Genomic DNA, 23,634 nt, shown 5'->3' on the forward strand with positions numbered 1-23,634 from the left:
CGTTGATATGTGTCCGTCCATCAGCGAAATCCTGTTGGTGGCTGATGCGCTTGTGAGGGAAACCGTTGAGCGAGAGCTTGTTATAGGCTTTCCAGCCGTCGGTGTAGCTGGTCGGGTCGAGCGCGGCCTGGCGAGCGGCGGCGAGGCGCCGGCGGATTAGCCTCTAGTAGCGATAGGCCGTAGTACGATGGAGGCCCAGGTCCTTGGCGACCCGCGCCGCCGGGACGCCGAGCCGGAACAGACGGGCTATCTCGCTTATGCGCCCGTCGGCCAGCGGTAGTGATAGCGGGGGTTGCAGCTGGGATAGTTGACGTGCCGGTCCCCCGACCCGCTTTTCCCCGCCACATTGCCCGCCTCGATCGGTGGCGGGATGACAGATCCGTTCACGCCGCTGGAAGTACACAACTGCAATAGCTGATGTTCACCTTCCGTGATGGTCCCTTACTCTTACAGCAACTGTAAGCGGTCGTGATATTCACCGACGCCCGGACGGAAAGCAGCAGAATAAGGCTGCAAGATGCCCTAAACACAACAACCTGTTAAAGTTGCTGTCCTAAGAAGGTCTTGGTCCGATAGCGACGATTATCACGCACTTGTCACCCTGGGCCCCGATTAACCGGCGGCTCACCAGTGTTGCGATGCAGACGTCCGAGGCTCATTAACGGCCCGGCCGGCTAGCTGAAGTCAACCGATAAGAAGCTCTTCCCGGAGCGCCGAAGTATCGCACCTTAGGTGAGCCTTTAGTAACCGTATTATCGCGGCTGCTATCTTTTGCGATCCCATCCGCCACACCCGCAACCATTAATGGCAAGATTGTCAGCCCGATTGACACTCAAGATGATAGAGACGAACATAATGGCGAGTTCGCTCCACATACATTCACAGCAGTCCCTGCCTCCATCGTGCTTAGTTTGTTCCTGACGGCCCATCTTGACTGACTTGCGCATCATCATCACCAACGACGACGGTGTCGACGCCCCGGGGCTGGCGGCCCTGGCCCGCGCCCTGGCCGATCTCGGCGCCGTCGAGGTCGTCGCCCCGGCCGAGCCCCGCTCCGGCTGCGCCCTGGCCAGCAGTTTCCACGCCCCGCTGAGCGTCCGCGAGCTGACCCTCGACGGCGGCCTGCCGGCCCGGGCCGTCGGCGGCTACCCGGTGGACTGCGTCCGCCTGGCCCTCTGCGACGGCGACGGCCGACCCCCGGCCCTGGTGGCCAGCGGCATCAACGCCGGACTGAACCTCTACCGCCACCTGCCCTACTCGGGCACCACCGGCGCCGCCGCCGAGGCCGCTCTCTGGGGCGTTCCCGCCCTGGCCGTCTCGACGGGCTTCCTCCAGGGTACCGACACCTGGGGCCGACCCGCCGACGAGGATTACCATCGCGCCGCCGCCGTGGCCCGCGAGGTCGCCGCCGACATCCTCGCCGACGGTCTGCGCCCCGGCCACTTCCTCAACCTCAACGTCCCCGGCGCCGTCCACGGCGAGCTGCGCGGTCTGCGTCGCACCCGCTCCTACCCCTTCACCATCTACGCCCGCTACGCCGCCGAGCACCCCGCGGGCTTGCTGCTGCGCGGCCGGGGCCACAACCCGACCCCGCCGCCCCCCGACAGCGACCTGGGCGCCGTCGCCGCCGGTTACGCCTCGCTGACCGACTGTCCCGCCGCTCCCGACGTCGACGACGGCCCCTTCGCCCCCTACTGGATCCGCCACGACCACCCGAGCCTCCAAACCCGGGACGACGATGACTAACCAAGAACGTCAACGCACCCCCCATCTGTTGCTCTCCAACGACGACGGCGTCCACTCTCCCGGCCTGCACCTGCTGGCCCGCCGGCTGCGAGAACTCGGTGAGCTGCTGATCTGCGCCCCGATGTTCGAGCGCTCCGGCGCCTCCCACGCCATCACCCTCAACCGCTCCATCCAGGTCTCCGAGGTCGCCATCGAGGAAGGCATGGACGCCGTGGCCACCGACGGCAAACCCGCCGACTGCGTCAAGTACGCCGTCAGCAACCTCTACAGCCGCATCGGCGAGCCCGACCCCGTCATCCGCGAGGACGAGCCCGTTCCCCCCGTGCCCTACGGTCCCGACCTCGTCGTCAGCGGGATCAACTCCGGCCTCAACCTGGCCAACCACATCTTCTACTCCGGCACCGTCGGCGCCGCCATGGAGGGCGCCTTCCTCGGCATCCCCTCCGTGGCCTTCAGCCTGGGCACCTTCAACCGTCCCCCCGGCGGCGCCCCCGTTCCCGGCGCCCTCGAGAACGCCGCCGACATCGCCGCCCGGCTCTGCCGCCGCCTCCTCGACATCGGCCTGCCCCCCTTCACCTGCGTCAACGTCAACATTCCCAATATAGAACCCGATCGGATCAAGGGCCTGCGCCTGACCCGCCACGGCCGCTTCGGCTTCGACACCCGCTACAAGCGCGACCACGACGAGGGCGGTTGGCGCCTCTCCGGCAAGATGAGCGAAATCGACGACGACGACAGCCCCGAACTCGACTATATGGCCATCCTCGAGAACTGCGTCTCCGTCACCCCTCTCGATCTCGACCTCAATAACCGCAAGCTCCACCGCCTGCTCTGCGAACAGGGCCTCGACGGCTCCGCCCCTTGACATTCCCCCCGCCCCTGGGGTAAATTACTCCCCCCGAGCCACGGGCCGTTAGCTCAACTAGGCAGAGCAACTGACTCTTAATCAGTGGGTTGAAGGTTCGATTCCTTCACGGCCCACCAAGGGGGCTGAAATGGGGAAATCCCGTTCCGGCCCCGCTTTTTGTTTCGCGTCTTCATTGGCCCAGCATTTGTGGGCCGCGCCCACCAAGGGGGCTGAAATGGGGAAATCCCCTTTCAGCCCCGCTTTTTGTTTCGCGTCTTCATTGGCCCAGCATTTGTGGGCCGCGCCCACCAGGGGGGCTGAAATGGGTATATCCCCTTTCGGCCCCGCTTTTTGTTTCGCGTCTTCATTGGCCCAGCATTTGTGGGCCGCGCCCACCAAGGGGGCTGAGCTGGGTATATCCCATTCCGGCCCCCGCTTTTTGTTATCGATAGGTTATCAGCGGTTGTCGTGGGCCGCGACCCGTAGGTTCGGCTCTTGAGAGCCGCCCGCCGCACACCTGATGCGGGACGGGCAACACGGCTCCGCTCCGCAGGGGCGGCTCTCGAGATGCTCGAGCCTTCGATAAACGAGGGCCGGCGCGGTTCTTGCACCGAGTTCGCCCGCCAGGGAGAACTCGGTCTGCAAGAACCGTGACGGCCCGCAGAGGGCGGTTAAGCCGACGGTTGTCCCGGCCGGGGGTTCTCCAGCGCCCTCCGGCGGTCCTTGACCGCGACGATCACGGCGTTAACGGGGCAGATCTCGACGCAGCGCCCGCAGAGGAAACAATCCCCCGGCAGGCCCCGCCTGTAATAGATACGCCCCATGGCGTTGCAGGGCGCTTCGTCGACACAGCGGCCGCAGTCGATGCAGCGGCCGCGATCGATGTGGACGCCGAAGACGCTCAGCCGCTCGGCCAGCCAGCTCACCAGGCCGAAGGGGCACAGCAGGCTGCACCAGGGTCGGTAGACCAGCAGCGAGGTCAGGAACAGCACCCCCGTCAGCGCGATCAGCACCCAGTCCCAGCTCCCGTGGCCGGCGAAGATGTGGAAGGGGTTGACCTGGCGCAGCAGATTGTAGCCCAGACCGAGGAGGAGCGCCGCGAACAGGGCCAGGAACAACACGCGCCCGACCAGCCCCAACCAGGCCGGAACACGCAGGGGACGCTTGAGCCCCAGCTTGTCCCGCAGCGGTCGGGCCAGCCAGTAGAGGGATTCCTGCACGCCGCCGACGTGGCAGGTCAGCCCGCAGATCGATTTATTGAACAGCAGGCTGGCCAGGAAGAACAGGCCCAGGAAAAACAGGGCCGTTGCGGGAACCGCGCCGCCCTGGAGGGTGTAGGCCGCCGGTTTCCAGACGCTGGAAACCAGGCTGGGATGCTGGATCAGCAGCAAGCCGAACAGCCCGCCGACGACCAGCCCCCAGGCGATCCTCAACCAGCGCTGGACGAGACCGCGGGCCAGCAGCAATCCGCCGCCGAGGATCAACAGCCCCATCACCCCGAGGCGCCAGGGCGCCTGGGGATCGAGGGTCCCTTGATTCTCCTCCGGATGCTCGTCGGCCCCGGCGGGAACGGGCGCCACGAGGAGGAAGACGAGCAGCAGCAGCAGAAGCGGCTTGAACCTACCGGCGGCCATCGCGCTCCTTGGGGGTCAGACCGGCCATCCGCAGGCTGAAGCGCACGAAGCCTTCGTACTGCTCGCTACGGACCAGCCGGCGGTTCTGGGCCAGGGTGTAGTAGGCGGCGTCGTGGAGATGTCGCAGCCGCACCAGGGATAAAAGCGGCTTGACGTCGCTCAGCTCCACCTCCAGCGCTTGCAGTTGCTCGGCGCAGGCGTGCCAGAAGGCGGCGAAGACCGAAGGGGCGTAGTCGTAGTGTCCCTGCTGGGCCAGCATGAAGTTGTTGGCGGCGGCCAGTCCCGCCAGGTCCTCCTCGAGGAAGCCGCCGCGCCGTGACTCCGTGTCCAGCAGGGTCAGCCGGCCGGGCAGCTCGACGGGATCGCGCACCGGGATCGGCCAGGGCGCCTTGCGCCACAGCAACTGGCGCCACATCAGATCGCCGTGGATCGGCCGCGGTCCGTGGTAGGCTCCGGCTTCGGCGTACCCGCGCACCTTGTCCAGGGTTCGCTGGAAGGGAGCGTCCGCCGGACGGTGACGCTTGACCGTCTCAAAGTCCCGCCGGGCCTTGGCCAGCAGGCGCTCGAGCACCGCCTCGCCGCCGAGGCCGTCGCCCAGGTGGTCCGGCAGCCGCTCGTAGAAGGCCGCCAGGGTGTGCAGGGTCTTGCCGAAGATGACCCGCAGCCGCGCCGTGATCGAGTTGAAGGGATCGACGGTCAACCGCTCCAGCAAACGCCAGATCAACTCGCCGACCTCCCGCCCCTCGACGAACTCGTAACAGGCGGCCAGGGTCAGCTCGCCCCGGCCGTCGATCAGTCGGCCCAGGGGCCGGGGAACCAGCTCGCTGGCCAGGGTGGTGGCCAGCTCCCACTCCCGTTTGCCGCTCTCCGGCCTCTCCCGGGGCAGGTAGCGCTTGAGCACGGCGGCGACGCGGTTGGTGTCACTCTCCAGGCGCACCCGGTAGATGTAATTCGTCGACGGCTCGTCGCCCTCACCGGCCAGGGGCTCGACGTCCAGCCGGCGCAGGTTGGCGAGGGGGTTGCGACCCGGGCTGCCGAAACGGCCCATCCGGGGTAGCTCCAGGTTCAGCCGCCCGGCGTTGCCATGCCGGGCCGCCGTCAGCAGGGCCCGCAGCGCCGGGGGGTGGCGGTAGGGATCGTAGAGTCGCCAGACGCGACCGTTGATCTCGATCTCGGTCCCCGCGCCCAACTCGTCGATCTTGTCCCGCTGGATCAACAACGGCAGGTAGAAGCACAGGTCCTCGGCGAGTTTCAATAACAGGTGCGACTGGGGGGGCTGATGCCAGAGGATGTCGATCCGGACCGGTGTCGAGCGCAACACCGCCGGCTTGAGCCGCCAGCGTCGGTAGTCGGCCAGCACATGGAGGTGCTCCTTGATGTAGCGGGTAAGCTCGGCCAGGGGCGGATAGGAGGGCAAGGCGGTCTCCGGCGACGGGGAAAGGTCTCGCGGACGGGTTGCAGTATAATGAGCCCGGCGCCAGCTGTCAAACACCGGCGCCGCGTAGCGGGGCTTGCCAGAACGCCCCGGCCCGTGCTACAATCGTCGTCACGTTTGCTCGGCCTAACTACTTTACTGACAGCGGCTTACGGCCCTTCATCACTTCGGTTCACCGCCGACACCCGCCGATGACCAACCCCCGAGACCCCCACGCCAATCCCTTCGAGCAGGTCCGCGACCTGCCGCCCGCCGCCGAGCTGATCGCCGAACCGCAGCGCTGGACGCCGGAGCTGTTCCGCCGGCTGCGCTTCATGGGCGGTCTGGAGATTCACCAGCAGGTGGCCACCAAGAGGAAGCTCTTCTGTCGCTGCCCGGCGGTGCCCATGCCCGACACCCCGCCGGCGGCCCGCATCTACCGTCATATGCGCCCCACCCTCTCCGAGATGGGAACCTACGACGGCACCGCGCTGATGGAGTTCAAGACCAAGAAAAACGTCATCTACGAGCTGATCGATCCCGTCAGTTGCACCTACGAGATGGACGACACGCCGCCCTTCCTGATCAACGAGGAGGCGCTGGCCAAGGCCGTCGCCGTCGCCCGCCAGTTCAACTGCGAGGTCGTCGACGAGATGCACGTGGCCCGCAAGCAGTACCTCGACGGCTCGATCCCGACGGGCTTCCAGCGCACGGCGATCATCGGCCTCGACGGCTGGGTGCCCTACAAGGGCCGCCGGATCAGGATCCGCCAACTCTCCATCGAAGAGGACTCCTGCCGCGAGGTCTCCGACGTCGGCCACGACATCGTCTTCCGTACCGACCGCCTGGGCTTCCCCCTCCTCGAGGTCGTCACCGAGCCCGACGCCCGCGACCCCTGGGAGCTGGCCGAGATCTGCGCCCTCCTCGGTGACGTGATGCGGGCCACGGGAATGGTCCGCCGCGGCCTGGGCGCCTCGCGCCAGGACGTCAACATCTCCATCGGTGGCAGCACCCGTATCGAGAACAAGGGCGTCAGCAAGGTGGGGTACATCGCCCGGCTGACCTGCGTCGAGGCCCTGCGCCACCAGGCCCTGCTCGAGCTGCGCGATGAACTGCAGGCCCGCGGGCTGACCGAACTGCGCCCCGAGCGCCGCCTGTTCGCCGCCGCCGAGGTCGGCCTGCCCGGACCCGTCGCCGGAGCCCTGGTTCTGCCCGGCTGGAACGATCTCCTCGACTGGCGCACCCAGCCCGACTTCAGCTTCATCGACGAGCTGCGCGGCGTGGTCCGGGTGGTGGCCTGCCTCGATCGCTATCCCTACGTCTACCATCGCGGCGACGAAGGCGCCTGGGCCGTCGACGATGAGGTTTGGCCCCGCCTGCGCCGCGAGCTGCAGGCCGCCGACGCCGACGCCGTCGTCCTGGTCCAGGGCGAGGAGGGCGACGTCCAGACCGCCCTCAACGAGATCGTCGATCGGTGCAACCTGGCCGCCCGTGAAGGCGTGCCCCGCCAGACCCGCCAGGCCCTGGTCGAGGAACGACTCGTCCTGCCCGACGGTCGTCGCCTCTCCGGCGTCCAGACCGATTTCGAGCGCGTCCTGCCCGGGGCCGACCGGATGTACCCCGACACCGACCACCCGCCCCAAGCCCTGCCGCGCGATGCAGTCGACGAAATCGCCGAACGGTTACCGCCGCCGCTGTGGCGGCGCAGCGGTCAGTACCGGGCCGCCGGGCTGCCCGCCGACGTCCGTCGATATCTGTTGCGCGAGCACGACGCCGCAGAGCTCTACGCCGAGCTGACCGACGCCTGCCCCCGCGTCCAGCCCATGCTGATCGCCGTCACCCTGGTCCAAACCGCCAAGCACCTGCGCCGGGAGGGCCTGTTGCCCCGATTGGAGCCCTGGATCCTGCGCCGCGTCTTCGCCGCCGTCGACGCCGGTGAGCTGGCTCCGGACAGCCTCGCCGAGCTGCTGGCCGAATTCGGCGGCCGACTCGATAACCCCGAAGACCCGGCGGCCGCTGAAAAACTCGACGAACTGCTGGATCGTTTCCGCATCGTCGACAACGCCAAGGCCCGCCGTTTGATCGAAGAGGTCGCCGCCTACACCGACGGCCCGACGGATCCGGCCAAGCGCCACCGCTACCTGATGGGCCGGGTCCGCGAACGGCTGAACTACCGCTTCCCCGGCCGACGCCTGGCGGCGCTGGTCGAAGAAGAACTCGCCTTCCGGAAAACCCCCGCCCGAGCAACGGCCTGAGATTACAACCATGAGCGAGATCGACCACAGCATCGAACCGCTGACCCCCGAGCGCCTCGATGATTACATCAAGCCCTGCTGGGTCCCCGGCGAGGACCTGGCCGACGGCGCCGAGCTGAAGCAAGAGCTGCTGCGCGAGCAGCTCGAGGAGGGCTTCATCGGCCGCCTGCTCTATGTCGAGGGCCGTCCCGTCGGCCTGGCCGAGGCCCTGCCGCTGCGGATCGCCCCCTTCAAGCTCGAGGGTCGCCATACCGCGGTACTGCACTGTATCTGGGTCAAGCCCGACTGGCAGGGCAGGGGTTACGGCCGCGAGCTGCTGGAGGCCGTCCGCGCCGCCGCCGCCCCCCAGGCCCTGGCCGCCTTCGGGTTCGATTTCGCCGGCTTCATGCCCGCCGACTTCTTCATCCACCTCGGTTTCCGTACCCTCGAGGAACGTGACAACATCAAGCTCCTCTACCTGCCCCCGACCGACGCCGATCCCGCCGCGGAACCCCGCGTTCGCTGGCTGCCGCGCAACTACCAACCCGCCAGCGTGCCCGGAAAACTCGTCATCGAGGTCTTCGTCGACCACCACTGCCCCTACGCCGCCCTGATCGCCCAACGGGTCGCCTCGGCCGCCCGCGAGGTCGACCCCCTGCTGATCGAGGTCGTCGTCCACGACGTCAGCCGCCGTCCCGACACCCTGCGCCTGGGCAAGTCCCTCGGGGTTTTCGCCGACGGTGAGGAACTCTTCCTCGGACCCCTGCCCCGGGACCAGATCGTCGAGCTCCTCGAAGAACAACTGACGCGGCGCGGCCTGCGCTGAAACGACCCCCGGCTCACCCGGGGGCGCGTTTTCCCGGCGGCCGTTGAAAACACGAGCTGTAAACCACCCCAACCGCCCGAACCCCGCCGCCGGAACCGGCACGGTTTTTGCGGAGGCGAACCGTTAACATCCGCCGTAACGGTCGCCGAGATGCAAAAACCGTGCCGGTTCCGGCGGCTCGCTAGTCGTCCCGCTCGCCGTCCTGTGTTTTCAACGGCCGCCGGCGCCACACGCTACGAGGATCTCCAGTGGTTACCGCGGTGCAATCGACAGGCTGAAGTCCAGGGGCTTGACCGCTCCCGCCATGCTGGATAGCTGAGGGGGTGGTTCTTTTTCGGCGGCCGGGCTGTTGCATTTCCCCGCCGGCTGGTATAGAGTTGGCCGTGGATGGAAGAGTGGCTGACAAGCGTTCGCTGCGATCTACTCTCAATCCAGCCCGGCCCGCCAAAGGAGTATTCCAGCGGCCGATCCTCAATCCGGACGACCATGCGCGACGACCTCTGGTTAGAATTCGAAGAATTGCTCGACGACGCCGACGCCCTCTGCGATCAGGGCCGTCACGAGGAATCCCTGGCCTTTTACGAACGGGCCGAGGAGCTGACCCTGGGCCTGTTCCGTGATGTCTCCGCGATGGCCGAAGTCGAGCGTTTCCTCTACGCCAGCCTCTACAACAACTGGGGCGCCGCGTTGACGGCGGTCGATCCTCCCAACTACCCCGAGGCCGTCGAGCGCTACCGCTTCGCCATCCAGATCAAGCCCGACTTCCAGCACGCCCTGGCCAACCTGGGTTTGGCCCTGGTCAACAAGATCAACCCCGAGTTCGACGCCGCCGTCGCACACTACCGCCGGGCCCTCGCCGTCAATCCCGACTTCCATCCCGCCCTCTACAACTGGGGCCTGACCCTGATGGATATGGGTGAGGAGCCCGATCACTTCGCCGTGATCGACAAGTTCGAGCGCGTTCTGGAGCTCGAACCCGAGGAAGCCGGCGCCCATTATCACCTGGCCTGCACCTACGCCCGGCTGGGCAACCGCCACATCGCCCTGGACTACCTGGCCGCCGCTATCCAGATCGACGATCTCTACGCCGATGACGCCCGCCTCGACGAGGCCTTCGCCTGGCTGCGCCAGGATCGTGACTTCCGTCGCCTCGTCGGCCGCCGGCAGAACTAGGCCGACGACAACGCTAAGAAGCGGCCCCGACCGGCGCGGCGGGGTCTTTCTAATACAGCCCGCCGGCCCGCGACCCCGAGCGCTCGTCCATGGGCAACGTTAGACCCCCCGGAGCCGGCACGGTTTTTGCATCTCGGCGACCGTTAGGCCGTTGATAACGGTTCGCCTCCGCAAAAACCGTGCCGGCTCCGGGGGGTGGAGTGGGCGCGGTGGTCGGGTCCGGGATCGCGGGCCGGCGGGTCGATGGGTTAAGGCGAAACCGGCGGGTTGGTACCCGCCGGTCGGTTGAATGGTCGTCGCAGTCGGTGTCGTCAATCCAGCGCCAGGGACTGGTAGGGTTTGCGGTTCTCGAGGTAGGCGTCGCCGCCGTGGGCGTCATTGGCGACGATCAGGGGCAGGTCCTCGACCTCGAGACGTCGGACGGCTTCGGTGCCCAGGTCCTGGTAGGCGATGATCTCCAGGCTCTTGACGCTCCTGGCGATCAGGGCGGCGGCGCCGCCGACGGCGGCGAAGTACACGGCGCCGTGTTTCTGCATGGCCTCGCGTACGGTGGGTTCGCGTTTGCCCTTGCCGATCATCCCGCGCAGTCCGGCGGCCAGCAGGGGCGGGGTGTAGGGGTCCATGCGGTAGCTGGTGGTGGGTCCGGCGGAGCCGATGACCCGGGGCGGCTTGGCGGGGCACGGGCCGACGTAGTAGAGCACCGCTCCTGCGATGGGGAAGGGCAGCTCCTTGCCGGTCTCGAGCAGTTCGATCAACCGGGCGTGGGCGGCGTCGCGGGCGGTATAGATCACGCCGGACAGCTTGACGGCGTCGCCGATCCGCAGGGAGCGCACGTCGTCCTCGCTCAGGGGTGTCTGCAGCTTGATGGGGTTCTGGGCCATGGTCCTCCTTTCGCAGGCAGGATGTTAGCAGAGGGCGTCGGCCTTGTCGAGGGTCGGCGCCGCTGCTAAAATCACTGTGTGGATGCGGGGATCGTGACAGAGGAGTACGCCCTGTTCGGAGGAGCGTTACGGCTGCTTCAACCCCGCCGGGGGGCCAAGACCAGCCTGGACGCCGTGCTGCTGGCGGACTTCGTCTCCGCCGGGCCGGGCCCGTTGGCCGAGCTGGGGTTGGGCCACGGGGCGGCTCTGTTGGCGGCCGTGCATTTGGGCAGGGCCGAGCGGGGCTGGGGGCTCGAGCTGCGGTCGGACCTGGTCGAGTTGGCCCGCTTCAACGCCGAACTCAACGGGCTCGAGCTCGAGGCGAATCAGGGTGATCTGCGCGAGCTGGACGAGCTGCCGGCGGGGGGCTTCCGCCGGGTGATCGCCAACCCGCCGTTCCGTGCCGTCGGCGACGGTCGGCGCTCGCCGGACCCCGTTCGTGACGCCGCCCGGCGTGAGACGACGGCGGGCCTGGCCGATTTCCTCACCGCCGCGGCCCGGCTGTTGGATCCCGGCGGACTGCTGTCCCTGGTCTTCACCGTTCGTCGGCTGGCGGAGCTCATTCAGACGCTCGTCGACCATCATCTGGAGCCCAAGCGGCTTCGCCCGGTCCATCCCCGCCGCGGCGCCGCGGCCCGTCTGGTCCTCGTCGAGGCACGCCGCGACGGCGGCGTCGGCCTGACCGTCGAACCCCCTCTGCTGACCCATGAAGGCAACCGCTACAGCCCGGAGCTGGCGCAGATTCTGGCCGGTCGTACCGCTGCTGGCGCTTCTTAGCTGCGGACCGCCCGAGGAGCCGCGCCTGGAGCTGCCCGCCCCGCCGGAACCGACGGCGGCGGACCTGCTCCTCGTCGGCGACGCGGCGGCGGCGCGGGCGTACCCAGCCGGATTGGAGCCGGAGACCCCCGCCGCCGTTTACGCCGCGGCCCAACTGGCCGTTCACGACGGCGATTACGCGGTGGCGGCGGAGCTGCTGTCCGGGCTCGACGACCGCCGGGCCCGTTTCCAGGTGGTCCATCTGGCCGTGGCGGGATTGCTGGATGTTCGACCGGCCGAGCTGCCGCCGCCGGGCGCCGAGGCGATCCTCGAATTGGGCTACGGTCTGGCCCTGTTGAACGGGGGCTGGGAGGCGGAGGGCTTGGCGCGGCTGGCGCCCCTCGACACCGGCGCCGTCGGCTGCCTGGCCCAACTGATTCGCGGCCGCCGCCTCGATCCCGTCGCCGACGCCCGGGAGCGTCGGGCCGCCCTGGAACGGGCCTGGGTGCTGGCCACACCGGTGCTGCGGCGGCTGGTCATCGACGATTACCTGGCCCTGCTCGATGAGTTGGGCGCCGGGGAGGGCACGGCGGCGGGTCTGCGTGAGGAGCGCGCCGCCGTCGAGGCCGGCACGCCGCTGTGGGACGACCTGACCTACTGGCGGGGCCTGCTGGCCGGGCCGCAGGAACGCCGGGAGCTGGCCTGGGAGCTGGCCGACGCCGAAACCGACGACGAGAACGCCCGGCGCCGGGCCCTCGAACTGCTGAGCTACGACGAGGTTCCGGCCGGTGAGCTGGCGCGCACCGCCGCCCTGGCCCTGGAGTTGGATCAGGTGACGGCGGCCGCCGAACTCGTCGACCGGCTGCCCGCCGGACCGACGGCGAACCTGCTGCGCGGCGAGCTGGAGTACGCCCGGGGGCGCTTCGGCCTGGCCCTGGCCCAGTACGAGAACCTGTTCGATGACGCCGACCTCGGCGGTCTGGCCCGGCTCTACGCCGGTTCCACCCAGTACGAGCGCGATAGAACTGCTGAAGCCGCCGGGCTCTGGGTCGCCGTCGAGCCCGCCGTCACCCCCGCCGCCCTGGCGGGCAGCTACCTGGAGCGCGACGCGGCGCTGACCGTGGCCAAGGCCGCCTACTACCGGGCCAACCTGCTGCGCTACTCCGCCCCGGCCGCGGCCGCCGCGCTCTACCACCGGGCCCTCGCCGGCGGCTTGACCGGCAAGGAGCGGGCCCGCGCCGGTTGGCGGGCGGGGATGATCGAAGCCGCCGCCGGCAACTACAGCCGCGCCGCCGAGGCCCTGGCCAGCACCGATCACGATCCGGCCTACGCCCCCCACGCCGTCTACTGGGTCGAGCGCCTCGCCGGTCTGGCCGTCGGAGCCGAACCGCCGCGGCTGACCCATTGGAGCTACCCCTTCTATGAACTGCCCGGCGGCGGCGGGGAGTGGTGGCTGTACCGCGAGCCCGACGGCGACCTCGTACCTTGGGGCGGCCTGTTCGAAGGTTGCTACAGCACCTTCGCCGATCCCGAGCTGACCCTGCTCCTCGAGCTGGCCAGCTCGGCCGATGATGAACTCTACGGCGCCTACCGCGAGGCCCTGCTGCGTTACCGGGAGCGGGAGCCCCTGGCCTGGAGCGCGGCGACCCTGGCCGAGGTGCGCCGCCGAATGGAAGTCGGCGACTACTCGCCGCCACCCGGTCTGTACTTCGCCGGGCGGGCGCTGGCCGAAACCGCCGACGGCCGGCTGGGTGGTCTCGCCGCCCTGCCCTTCGCCTACCCCCCCGCCCACCTGGCCGCGACCACGGCAGCTTGCGCCGACAGCGGCCTCGATCCCCTGCTGCTGCTGGCCCTGGTGCGCGAGGAGAGCCGCTTCGATCCCGACTGCGTCTCCCGGGCCGGCGCCGTGGGTCTGACCCAGCAGATGCCGGCCACCGCCGCCCTGACCGCCGACCGGCTCGATCTGGAGGACTACGATCCCCGCAATCCCGCCGATTCCCTGCGCCTGGGGGCCGCCTACCTGGCCGAGATGCTCGAGCGCTACGACGGCAACCTGATGCTGGCCCTGGCCGGCTACAACGCCGGACCGGGCAACGCCGACCGCTGGCGGGCGGCCTTCGCCGAATCGCCGCCGGACATCTGGCTGTTGACCGTCCCCTTCGATGAGACCCGACGCTACATCACCCGCGTCCTGGGCTCCTACCTGCGCTACCGTCAACTCTACCGCAGGGAGAGCCGATGAGGCAGGCGCGACTCAGGCACCATCTCGACGAGCTGCCCCGCGTCTTCAAGACCCTGGCCCCCTGGGGCTGGCGGTTGGTCGTCCTCGTCCTGCTGGCCCTGCCCCAGGCCGGTATCGGCATCGGGGTGGCCTCCCTGGCCGGTTGGGCCGTCGAGGCCTTCCGCACGGCCGTCGACGGAATGGGCGACTGGCTGATCCCCGCCCTGCTGGGCTTCTTTCTGCTCCGCTCCACTTTCGGCGCCCTGATCGGCTACATCTCGCTCAAGCTCTCCTCCCGCCTGCAACTCGAGCTGGAGCGGCGCTCCTTCAGCGCCCTGCTGGGCCTGCCCCTGCTGCAGACCCGCGGTGTCGGCGAAAGCGCCAGCTCCCTGTTCTTCGACACCACCAAGCTCAGCGGCGGCCTGCTGCAGTTGGTCACCCAGACGATGATGCAACTGCTGCAAAGTTTGGCCCTCTGGGTCTACCTGGTCGTTCTGGACTGGCGCCCCGCCCTGCTGGTGTTGATCGTGACCCTCGTGATCGTCCTGCCCCTGCGGCTGCTGACCCGCCGGGTCGGCCTGCTGGGCGAACACTATCTCGACGCCACCCGGGGCTACTGGAGCCGGGCCGTCGACGCCGCCGCCTCCCCCCGCCTGGTGCGCAACTTCGCCGCCCAGGAGTTCGAGCGGCGCTCATTCAACGCGCTGGGATCCCGACGCCTGGGGCTGATGCTCCAGCGCAGCCGCTGGAGCCTCCTCCTCGGCCCCCTGGGCGAAGGCTTCGTGGTGCTCGTGCTGGCCGGAGCGCTCTGGCTGGGTATCGACGCCCTCGAGCTCGCCTCGCTGGACGCCGCCACCCTGGGCTCGGCCGCCGTCGCCGTCGGCTGGCTGTTGCTGTCCCTGCGACGGGTCGTCGGCTCCCTGGCCCCGCTGACCAACACCCTGGTTCTACACCGTCGGCTGCGCCGGCTGTGGTCGGCGACCCGGGAGGAACTCGCCGGTCCGCCGCCGCCGCTCTGGAGCGAGCTGCGCGCCACGGGGCTGGGCTTCGCCTATCCCGGAGCCGCCCCGGTCTTCACCAGGCTCGACCTCACGCTGCGCGCCGGCGAACACTGCCACCTCTCCGGACCCTCCGGCGCCGGTAAAACGACCCTGGCCCGACTGCTCTGCCGCCTCTACCCCCCGACGACGGGCCGCCTGTTCGCCGACGGCCGCCCCGTGACCGACTACGGCCTGTCATCCTGGCGCCGGTCGGCCCTGCTCGTCGATCAGGAGCCCGAGTTCCTCCCCGGTGGCCTGCTCGAACTCGTCGTCTATCCCCGGCCCCCGGGCGAGGCCGACCTGGACGAAGCCCGGCGCCTGCTGGAACTCGTCGAACTCGACGGACTGCTAACCGACGGTGGACGCGAGGTCAACGCCGGGGCCGTCGATCTCTCCGGCGGCGAGCGCCGGCGCCTGGCCCTGGCCCGGGCCCTCTACCACCGACCCCGCCTCCTCGTCCTCGACGAAACGACGAGCTTCATCGACGCCGCCGCCGAGCAACGCCTGCTGCGATCGGTGCGCAGCGAGCTGCCCGGAGCCGCCCTGCTGGTCATCAGCCACCGCGAGCGGGCCGCCGAGACGGCCGAGCGCCACCTGCGGCTGGATATACAAGGCTTGCGCGAGATGTGACGGCGCCCAACGGATCGGCACGGCGCGGACCGGCGCGCGTTTTTGCCCGAAGACCTCCGGTCACCGGAGGTCTTCGGTATGCAAAAACCGTGACGGTCCGCGCCGGCGGAGGGTCGGCAGGCGATGCGGTCCCGTCGGCCGAGGTCTTCGACCCCGTCGCAGCGGACTGATTGGTATCGGGGATGGTTAGATGTTAATGAACGTAGGGCGGGGTCAGAGAGCCCGCCCTACATAATTATCCGATTGCGGCGGGGCGATTGGTAATTGGCTATGGAGCGCAGGCTCTCCAGCCTACAGTATGCCGGCCGCCGGCTGGCATACTGTAGGGGCGGGCTATTAATCCCGCCCGCGGTTGCCGGATGCCTGTTTCACGTAGGGCGGGGGCTCCGCCCCCCGCCGCGAATGTCAAAGGGGCGCGGATCGGCGTTAACGTACAAACGGCGGGGACAGAGTCCCCGCCCTACAGGGCTGGCGATTTACGACGGGGGGATGGGGGTTCATCCCACGCCCCCGCCGTACGCCGCAGTGATAATCGCACCCAACCGATGCCTACCCGGTCCTACTCGCCCAGGGCCTTGATTTGTCCCCAGCTCGTCGGCTGGATGTCGACATGGTCCGTTAGGTAGCAGGCGGCGTTGGCGATCAGCCGGAAGCCGTCGCCGGTCCAGTCGTGGTCGTCGCTGGAGCGATAGTTGATGCCGCAGACGCTCTCGTCGGCGTTGAGGGCCACGCCGCCGGCGTCGGCGAAGTGGGCCGGCTCGACGGCTCCGGGGCGCAGCTCCGTTTGCATCCTGCCCCGAGCGCCGTTGACCGCGCAGACACCGTCGAAGATCGGGTGGCCTGGTTCGTCGATGATCAGGTCCTCCGGGTGATGATAGTCGGCGCCGGAGATGCAAGCGTAGGGACTGTAGCCCTCGAACCACCAACGCCCCAGCGGGGAGCCGTCGTCCTGGTAGGGTCCCTTCATGGCGTAGTAGTTGCAGACCACCCGGCCGCCGCCGTCGACGTAATCGGCCAGCAAATTGCCCAGCGCCACCATGTCACACAAACGGTAGTAGCCGTCGATCGTCGCACAGTCGTGCAGTTGGAGCAGCTCCGGCGGCGGGGGGTCGTAGCGGATCGTGTAGCGGTAGACGGTATCGAAGCGGGGGTCCGCGCATAGATGCTGGTAGAGACCGTCGAAGTTATCGAAGCCGTTGACCAACATGATCACCGATAGGGCTCCGGCGGCGGCGGTCAAGGCCAGGCAGAGTATCAGCACTTTTTTCATTGAGGTCACCTCGCGGGGGATGGTCGGGCGGCGCGTGATCAGCGGGGTGTCGTGGCCGGGGTGTCGTGGCCCGGGGTGTAGTGGCCCGGGGTGTAGTAGTGTTGGGGAGTGAAATAGTAGAATAGAAACTAGCACAAGACGACCGTCCCGGCAAGGACGGCCGTCACTTTTCTGGCCGCAATAACAAGCGCAGCTCAGCCCCCGCGGACGACGGGGGGGCCCGGCGCTGTTTTCGCCTTGAGCCGCAACCCTTGAAGTGTTATAGTTTAGCCCGGTTTTGGCATCCGCGGGCGGTGAAAGGCCCGAGGGCTCTCGATCCCCCGCCGGCGCGGTTTTAGACGCCTCCATCCTCCCCGGGGAGCGGCCTATTCCGAGCGCACCGAACAGCCCGCGTAGTCTACAGCCGCTGCGCCGTGATCCGGGCCCGGCCGCCGGGCGAATTACCGGCCGCAGCTTGGTATACCGTTAACCCCCGGCAGGCGACCGCCCGCGGGGTCTTTTTACGTCCCGTCGATCCTGCAGCCAGTCACCCATCCGAAAGGCAGACAAGATGATCGAGATCCGCTTCCACGGACGCGGGGGCCAGGGCGCGGCCAGCGCCTGCAAGATGTTCGCCGACGCCTGTTTCCGCGGCGGCAAGAGCGTCCAGGCCTTCCCGATGTTCGGCGTCGAACGCCGCGGCGCGCCGGTGCAGAGTTTCGTCCGCGTCAGCGACGACGAGATCCGCGCCCGGCACAACATCGAGAACCCCCACTACGTCTTCGTCCTCTCCGAGACGCTGATGAACAAGGTCGACTGCAGCGCGGGCATCAAGCCCGGCGGAGTGATGGTCGTCAACAGCCCCAAGGACGTGGCGACGCTCAAGCGCGACCACCGGTTGGAGGGCGACTACGAAGTACACGCCATCAACGCCACCGAGATCGCCGTCAAGCACGGCCTGGGCTCGATGGCCACGCCGATCGTCAACACGGCGATGCTGGGCGTGGCGGCCAAGACCACCGGTCTGGCCGAGATCGACGACCTGGCCGCCGTCATCGAGGAAAGCGCCCCGGCCAAGCAGGCCGAAAACGCCAAGGCCGCCCGCGACGCCTTCGCCGCGCTGGAGCTTTAACTACCAAGGAGCGAGTCACATGGCCGACAAGAAACCCGAGGATTATGTCGTTCCGCTCAAGACCATCGACGATCTGCCGCCGATGGCGCGGACCATGGGCCAGATGTTCGTCAACGAGACCGGCTCCTGGCGCAACGTCTACCCCAAGATCAACCACGCCGAGTGCATCAAGTGCGGGATCTGCTGGCAGTTCTGTCCGGACCTGGCCATCATCGAGAACGCCGAGGGCTTCCCCGAGGTCGACCTGGTCTACTGCAAGGGCTGCGGCGTCTGCGTCGAAGAGTGTCCGAAGAGCTGCATCACCATGCTGGAGGAGGGCAAGTAGATGAAAAAGGTACTCACCGGTAACCATTCGGTCTCCTTCGGCGCGATGGTCTCGCGGGCCGAGGTGGTCGCGGCCTACCCGATCACCCCGCAGACCCAGATCGTGGAGCGCATCAGCGAGCTGTGCGCCGACGGCGAGATGGATGCGCGTTTCATCAAGGTGGAGAGCGAGCATTCGGCGATGGCGGCCTGCATCGGCGCCTCGGCCGGCGGAGCCCGCTCCTTCACCGCCACCAGCGCCCAGGGCCTGGCCCTGATGGACGAGATGCTGCACTGGGCCTCCCACGCGCGGCTGCCCATCGTGCTGGCCAACATCAACCGCGCCATGGGACCGCCCTGGACGATCTGGACGGACCAGAACGATTCGGTCTCCCGGCGCGACAGCGGCTGGATCCAGTTCTACTGCGCCTCGAACCAGGAGGTCCTCGACACGGTCATCCAGGCCTTCAAAGTCGCCGAGCAGGTCAAGATGCCGGCGATGCTGGTTCTGGACGCCTTCGTCCTCTCCCACACCTCGGAGCCCGTCGACGTCCCCGACATCGAGCTGGTCGACAGCTACCTGCCCAAGTACCAGGCCGAGTTCGACATGGATCCGGCCAAGGGCAGCCCGGCCTACGGCGCCCTGACCAACGAGGAGTGGTACTACGAGCTGCAGATCAAGATGCAGCGCGCCATGGAACAGGCCCTGGATGTGATCGTGGCTGAGGACGAAAAGTTCGGCGAGGTCTTCGGGCGCAACTACCCCGTCGTCGAGGGCTACCGCACCGAGGACGCCGACTACCTGATCTTCACCACGGCGACGGTCTCCTCGACGGCCAAGGACGCCGTCGACCGCGCCCGCGAGGAGGGGCACAAGGTCGGCAGCGTCAAGGTCCGCCTGCTGCGCCCCTTCCCCAAGCCGCAGATCCGCGCCATCGCCAAGGGCCGCAAACGCCTGGGCGTCATCGACCGTAACATCAGCTACGGCTCCGAGGGCGCCTTCTTCACCGAGATCAAGAGCTGCCTGTACCACGAGGCGGAAACCCCGGAGATCCACGGCTTCATCGCCGGTCTGGGCGGGCGCGATATCACCGTGGACAGCATCCTGGCGATGATCCGCACCACCATCGAGGAGAGCCCCGCCGGCGACATCAACTGGCAGGGAGCCAAGCTGGCCTGAGGGGAGCGGCGCCCGACCCGAGCCGCTGAGCCGGCTCCCGTCGGGAACACGGCCGACCTTTTCGACTTGAACCCGGCTGCGGCCGGATAAGCCCCAAGAGAGGTTTCCACGATGAAGTACCCGATCCCCAAAGAGGAGTACATCACCAGCGGAACCGTGGCCTGCCAGGGCTGCGGCTGCGTCCTGGCGCTGCGCTACGTCCTCAAGGCCCTGGGCCCGGACACGGCGATGTGCGTACCGGCCTGCTGCTGGAGCGTCATCGACGGCCCCTTCCCCTATTCGGCGACCAAGGTGCCGCTGTTCCACACCGCCTTCGAAACCGCCGCCTCGGCCGCCTCGGGGCTGCGCAACGGCTTCGCCGTCCGCGGCAACGACCACACCACGGTGCTGGCCTGGGCCGGTGACGGCGGCACCGCCGATATCGGCATCCAGGCGCTCTCCGGCGCCGTCGAGCGCGACGAGGATATCATCTACATCTGCTACGACAACGAGGCCTACATGAACACCGGCATCCAGCGCTCCGGCTCCACCCCCTGGGGCGCCTGGACGACGACCACGCCGGTGCGGCACTTCAAGAAGGAAGAGAAGAAGGACATCGTCGAGATCATGGCGGCCCACGGCATCCGCTACACCGCCACCGCCGCCATCAGTCACCCCAAGGACCTGCTGGCCAAGGTGGAGAAGGCCAAGGGCATCCGCGGGGCCAAGTACCTGCAGATCTTCGCCAGTTGCATCCCGGGCTGGAAGATGAAGTCCGAGTATTCGATCAAGGCCGTCCGCCTGGGCGTCCAGACCGGCCTGGTGCCGCTGTACGAGATCGAGGGCGGCGTCTACAAAATCAACTACAAACCCAAGCAGTTCAAGCCTATCGAGGATTATCTGAAGCTGCAGGGCCGCTTCCGCCACCTGACGCCGGAGCAGATCAAGCACATCGAGAAGATGCGCGACCTGCGCTGGAAGAAGCTGGAGGCCAAGGTCAAGATGACCGAGGCCCTGGCCGAGGAGATGGCCGAGTTGAGCTAGTCGGACTCGGTTGGCAAACACGACGGGCGGCCCCGCGAGGGACCGCCCGTTTCGCATACGGTACCCGAGCGCAGATCCGCCTCCCCGCAAGGGCGGTTCGGGGGGATCAGCCCCCCGCGGGCCGCCCGAAAGTGGTTGGGATCGTCTGCCCCGTCTGGAGCGGATCACGCTGGTAACCCGCTGATAATACGAGCGATGATCCTCACATGGCTGTCAGAAAGCGAGTAGCCATCGGGTGGCGGTTATCCGGGAACTAATAAGAAGGCCAGACAGCAGCAGGCTTGCCTATGCCCGGGCGGCGGCCGGCGATCTATATCTAAGTCATCCAATAACAAGCCTTAAGGGCATACTATGCGGGTGTTTGATCAACAATCGAGCATCTCCGGTGGGCGGCCCGGTGGGTGGCCCACCGGGCGGCGAAGACCGGCTAAACCACTCGTAGTCGGCCTGATTTGGTCCGATCAGGTTACATGATGCCATATGCTATCGGTTGCCATTCCGGGAAGATAATTAACGGGCGCCTGGGGACAGCCGCCGTTACGGGGATACAGGTCTCGGTGCTCGATACCGCGCTCAGCCCCGGCGGCCGGGTTTGCCGCGCAGGCGGGCCGCCAGGAGCGAGAGGCCGAAGAAGAAGGCCCCCAGCAGGATGATCGTCGCCCCGGTGGCGGTGTCCAGGGCCAGGCTGAGCAGGATGCCGCCGACGGCGGCGGCGGCCCCCAGACCGGCGGCCCACCAGAACATCGTCGACTGGCGGCGGGCCAGGTTGCGCGCCGCGGCGGCGGGCAGGATCAGCAGGGCCGAGACGAAGAGGATCCCCACGGCGCGGACGGCCACGGCGACCACGGCGGCGATCAGGGCGGCGTGGACGTACTCCAGGGCGGCGACGCGCACCCCGGCGGCCCGGGCCACGGCGGGACTGACCGCGGTCAGGGTCAGCTTGTTGTAGTAGAGGATCGAGAAGACGACGGTCAGGATGAGGGCCGCCAGGGTCAGGTGGACCTCGGCGTCGGAGATGGTCAGGAGGTCGCCGTAGATGTAGGTGGCCAGCTCGCGCCCCAGGCCGCGATAGGCCGACAGCAGGGCGATGCCCAGGGCCATCACCGTGGCGAAGACCACGCCGACGACGGTGTCGGTGGCCAGGGTGCCCCGGCGGCGCAGGGCGGTGATCGCCAAGCCCACCAGCACGGCGAAGCCCACCAGAGCCAGGTAGGGTGAAACGCCGGAGAGGACGCCCACGGCCACCCCGGCAAAGGTCGAGTGGCCGACGGCGTTGGAGTAGTAGGAGAGACGGTGTCCGACGACGCCGACGCCGAGGATGCCGGCGGCCAGGGCCAGGAACAGCCCGGCGACCAGGGCCCGCTGCAGAAAGGCCAGTTGGCCCAGCTCGCCGGGCAGCAGCCAGGAGATTAGATCGTAGAGCGGCTCAAGCATGCCCGCCTCCGTTCTCGTCCGGGGGCGGGTTGTGGTCGTGGATGAAGAAGCCCTTGCTGCGTCCGTACATGGCGGTCAGAGTCTCGGCGGTGATCTCGTCGGGGGCGCAGCCGACGCCCATCAGCCGCCGGTTGAGACACAGCACCCGGGCGGCGTGGGTCGAGACCATCGACAGGTCGTGGCTGACCATCACCGCCGTCAGGCCGCGCTTGGCGGTCAGCTCGTCGAGGAGTTCGTGAAACAGCTCGCCACCGACGACGTCGACGCCGGCCGCCGGTTCGTCGAGGAGCAGCAGTCGGGGGTCCAGGGTCAGGGCGCCGGCCAGCAGGACGCGCTGGCGCTCGCCGCCGGAAAGCCCGGCCAGGGGTCGCTCGGCCAGCTCGGCGGCCCCGACGGCGTTCAGCTCCCTCTCGGCCCGCCGCCGGGCTTCCTTACCATAACCGAGCCAGAGGGAACGCCGCTGTTGTCCCAGCAGACAGAACTCGAGGGCGGTCAGCGGCGACCCCGGATCCAGGCCGAGATGCTGCGGCATGTAACCGATGCGCGGCCGACCCGCGAAAGCCGGGAAGCTGATCCGGCCGCTGTAGGGCACCAGGCCGAGGACGGCCTGCAACAGGGTGGTCTTGCCCGCGCCGTTGGGGCCGATCACCGCCGTCAGCGCCCCGGCGGGCACCTCGGCGCTGATCCCCTCGAGGGCCCGGTGACCCTCGAGTTCGACCCCGACGCTCTCCAGCCTGACGGCGACCTCGTCCATCAATCCGCTTCGCCGGGGGCGAGAGCCCGCTCCAGGGCCGCGGCGTTGCGCTCCTGGACCTCGAGGAAATAGCCGGGTTCGGCCTCACCCGTGGCGCAGGGATCCAGAGTGTAGACGGGCAGGCCGGTCTCGGCGGCCACGGCGCGGCCGGCGTCCTCCGGGTACTGGGGCTCGACGAAGATCGCCGCGGCGCCCTCGGCGTTCAGGCGCTCGACCAGCTCGGCGATCTCACCGGCGGACAGGGGAGCGCCGGGGTTGGAGTTGATCACCGCCGCCACCTCGAGACCCAGGTCCCGGGCCAAGTAGGGGAAGGCGTCGTGGTTGGTGACGATCCGCCGGTTGTCGCCCCTCTCGACGGCGCGCTGCATGCGGTCGAACACCAGCTCCAGCTCCGTAATCAGCTCCTCAGCGTTGGCGCGCAACGTCCCGGCGGCATCGGGCAGCTCCCGGCTCAGGGCGTTGCGGATGCTCTGGACCATCCGCACCGCTGCCGCCGGCGAGGTCCAGACGTGGGGGTTGATTGCGCCGTGATCGTGCTCGTCCTCGTGATCGTGATGCTCCTCCGTCGCCGGTCCTTGACGGTTGGGCAAAGGTTCGATGCCCGCCGCGGCCTCGATGATGACCACGTCTTCGCCCAATTCAACCAAAGCGTCGTCGAGGAAGGCCTCCAGGTCCAGACCGTTGATAATCACCAGGTCGGCCCGCTCCAGCTTGAGCCGGTCCCCCGGGGTGAGCTGATAGTTGTGCGGATCGCCCGCCGCCGGGTCGATGATGACCTCGACCTCGACGCCCGGTAGCCCGCCCGCCACCTCGATCGTCAGCAGATGAACGGGCAGAAAGCTGGTCACGATGCGCAGCGTTTCGCCGTCGGTTTGATCCACGGCCGTGTCGCCGTCGCCGTCGCAACCCGTAAGCGCACCGAGAATGAGCGAGAGGATCAGCAGAACCAGCCGATTACGCATGATCAACCTCCACTGAAATGGGTTATGGGTCTGCGGCGGGCCGTTGAAAAACGAGGCCAGGCCCGTCGTTACTCCCGGGCTGTAAGCCGGAACCGGCACGGTTTTTGCGGAGGCGGACCGTTGCCGCCGTTCCAACGGTCGCCGAGATGCAAAAAC

At 68.1% G+C, this 23,634-nt stretch carries 19 protein-coding genes and 1 tRNA gene; 13 read left to right on the plus strand and 7 right to left on the minus strand.

All coding sequences use genetic code 11. The features are described from left to right. Nucleotides 1–927 precede the first annotated feature (927 nt). The 3 genes from GF399_08635 (at nucleotide 928) to GF399_08645 (ending at nucleotide 2,730) form a co-directional block, all read left to right on the plus strand. Nucleotides 928–1,746, plus strand: a complete 819-nt coding sequence (locus GF399_08635) for a 5'/3'-nucleotidase SurE (GenBank protein ID MBD3400385.1) — start codon at nucleotides 928–930, stop codon at nucleotides 1,744–1,746. After that, a complete protein-coding gene (gene surE, locus GF399_08640; protein ID MBD3400386.1) occupies nucleotides 1,739–2,611 on the plus strand; it encodes a 5'/3'-nucleotidase SurE in 873 nt (290 codons plus the stop codon). The genes GF399_08635 and surE overlap by 8 nt, the downstream gene beginning before the upstream one ends. A gap of 42 nt (nucleotides 2,612–2,653) precedes the next feature. Further along, a tRNA-Lys gene (locus GF399_08645) sits at nucleotides 2,654–2,730 on the plus strand. Nucleotides 2,731–3,264: 534 nt separating this feature from the next. On the opposite strand, the gene GF399_08650 is transcribed toward GF399_08645, so the two are convergent. Continuing rightward, on the minus strand, nucleotides 3,265–4,227 hold the full coding sequence (locus GF399_08650; GenBank protein MBD3400387.1) for a 4Fe-4S binding protein: 963 nt from the start codon (nucleotides 4,225–4,227) through the stop codon (nucleotides 3,265–3,267). Beyond that, nucleotides 4,214–5,644, minus strand: a complete 1,431-nt coding sequence (locus tag GF399_08655; GenBank protein MBD3400388.1) for a hypothetical protein — start codon at nucleotides 5,642–5,644, stop codon at nucleotides 4,214–4,216. The genes GF399_08650 and GF399_08655 overlap by 14 nt, the downstream gene beginning before the upstream one ends. Nucleotides 5,645–5,853: 209 nt before the next feature. Between GF399_08655 and gatE the strand changes: the two genes are divergently transcribed. From gatE to GF399_08670, 3 genes are all read left to right on the plus strand, one after another. Continuing rightward, nucleotides 5,854–7,896 (plus strand): Glu-tRNA(Gln) amidotransferase subunit GatE, encoded by a 2,043-nt coding sequence (gene gatE / locus GF399_08660; protein MBD3400389.1) that lies wholly within the window; start codon nucleotides 5,854–5,856, stop codon nucleotides 7,894–7,896. 10 nt (nucleotides 7,897–7,906) lie between these two features. Continuing rightward, on the plus strand, nucleotides 7,907–8,701 hold the full coding sequence (locus GF399_08665; protein ID MBD3400390.1) for a GNAT family N-acetyltransferase: 795 nt from the start codon (nucleotides 7,907–7,909) through the stop codon (nucleotides 8,699–8,701). Between the two features lie 486 nt (nucleotides 8,702–9,187). Continuing rightward, a complete protein-coding gene (locus GF399_08670; protein ID MBD3400391.1) occupies nucleotides 9,188–9,874 on the plus strand; it encodes a hypothetical protein in 687 nt (228 codons plus the stop codon). 311 nt (nucleotides 9,875–10,185) lie between these two features. On the opposite strand, the gene GF399_08675 is transcribed toward GF399_08670, so the two are convergent. Continuing rightward, the gene (locus tag GF399_08675; protein MBD3400392.1) at nucleotides 10,186–10,755 is read right to left on the minus strand and encodes a Fe-S-containing hydro-lyase; all 570 of its coding nucleotides are present in this window, start codon (nucleotides 10,753–10,755) and stop codon (nucleotides 10,186–10,188) included. Between the two features lie 78 nt (nucleotides 10,756–10,833). Here GF399_08675 and GF399_08680 point away from each other — a divergent pair, with 78 nt between their 5' ends. The 3 genes from GF399_08680 to GF399_08690 are packed head-to-tail and all read left to right on the plus strand — an operon-like array spanning nucleotide 10,834 to nucleotide 15,441. Continuing rightward, nucleotides 10,834–11,571, plus strand: a complete 738-nt coding sequence (locus tag GF399_08680; GenBank protein MBD3400393.1) for a methyltransferase — start codon at nucleotides 10,834–10,836, stop codon at nucleotides 11,569–11,571. Next, the gene (locus tag GF399_08685) at nucleotides 11,501–13,792 is read left to right on the plus strand and encodes a transglycosylase SLT domain-containing protein (GenBank protein MBD3400394.1); all 2,292 of its coding nucleotides are present in this window, start codon (nucleotides 11,501–11,503) and stop codon (nucleotides 13,790–13,792) included. The genes GF399_08680 and GF399_08685 overlap by 71 nt, the downstream gene beginning before the upstream one ends. Beyond that, nucleotides 13,789–15,441, plus strand: a complete 1,653-nt coding sequence (locus GF399_08690) for an ATP-binding cassette domain-containing protein (protein MBD3400395.1) — start codon at nucleotides 13,789–13,791, stop codon at nucleotides 15,439–15,441. Before GF399_08685 ends, GF399_08690 begins: the two co-directional genes overlap by 4 nt. A 559-nt stretch (nucleotides 15,442–16,000) precedes the next feature. Here GF399_08690 and GF399_08695 read toward each other — a convergent pair. Then, a complete protein-coding gene (locus tag GF399_08695) occupies nucleotides 16,001–16,711 on the minus strand; it encodes a hypothetical protein (GenBank protein ID MBD3400396.1) in 711 nt (236 codons plus the stop codon). Nucleotides 16,712–17,261: 550 nt separating this feature from the next. On the opposite strand from GF399_08695, the gene GF399_08700 reads away from it, so the two are divergent. The 4 genes from GF399_08700 (at nucleotide 17,262) to GF399_08715 (ending at nucleotide 20,328) form a co-directional block, all read left to right on the plus strand. After that, a complete protein-coding gene (locus GF399_08700) occupies nucleotides 17,262–17,822 on the plus strand; it encodes a pyruvate ferredoxin oxidoreductase (protein ID MBD3400397.1) in 561 nt (186 codons plus the stop codon). 19 nt (nucleotides 17,823–17,841) lie between these two features. Continuing rightward, entirely contained in the window at nucleotides 17,842–18,147 is a 306-nt protein-coding gene (locus GF399_08705; protein MBD3400398.1) for a 4Fe-4S dicluster domain-containing protein, read from the plus strand. Beyond that, a complete protein-coding gene (gene porA, locus GF399_08710) occupies nucleotides 18,148–19,305 on the plus strand; it encodes a pyruvate ferredoxin oxidoreductase (protein MBD3400399.1) in 1,158 nt (385 codons plus the stop codon). Nucleotides 19,306–19,416: 111 nt separating this feature from the next. After that, nucleotides 19,417–20,328, plus strand: coding sequence for a pyruvate synthase subunit beta (locus tag GF399_08715; protein MBD3400400.1), 912 nt, complete (start codon nucleotides 19,417–19,419; stop codon nucleotides 20,326–20,328). A 573-nt stretch (nucleotides 20,329–20,901) separates the two neighbouring features. Here the strand turns inward: GF399_08715 and GF399_08720 are convergent. The 3 genes from GF399_08720 to GF399_08730 are packed head-to-tail and all read right to left on the minus strand — an operon-like array spanning nucleotide 20,902 to nucleotide 23,478. Beyond that, entirely contained in the window at nucleotides 20,902–21,762 is an 861-nt protein-coding gene (locus tag GF399_08720; GenBank protein ID MBD3400401.1) for a metal ABC transporter permease, read from the minus strand. After that, nucleotides 21,755–22,516: an ATP-binding cassette domain-containing protein gene (locus GF399_08725; GenBank protein MBD3400402.1), complete on the minus strand. Its 762-nt coding sequence runs from the start codon at nucleotides 22,514–22,516 to the stop codon at nucleotides 21,755–21,757. The genes GF399_08720 and GF399_08725 overlap by 8 nt, the downstream gene beginning before the upstream one ends. After that, nucleotides 22,516–23,478 (minus strand): hypothetical protein, encoded by a 963-nt coding sequence (locus GF399_08730; GenBank protein MBD3400403.1) that lies wholly within the window; start codon nucleotides 23,476–23,478, stop codon nucleotides 22,516–22,518. The genes GF399_08725 and GF399_08730 overlap by 1 nt, the downstream gene beginning before the upstream one ends. Nucleotides 23,479–23,634: the final 156 nt, after the last annotated feature.

It is taken from the genome of Candidatus Coatesbacteria bacterium (assembly GCA_014728225.1).
Classification (GTDB): Bacteria; RBG-13-66-14; RBG-13-66-14; order RBG-13-66-14; family RBG-13-66-14; genus WJLX01.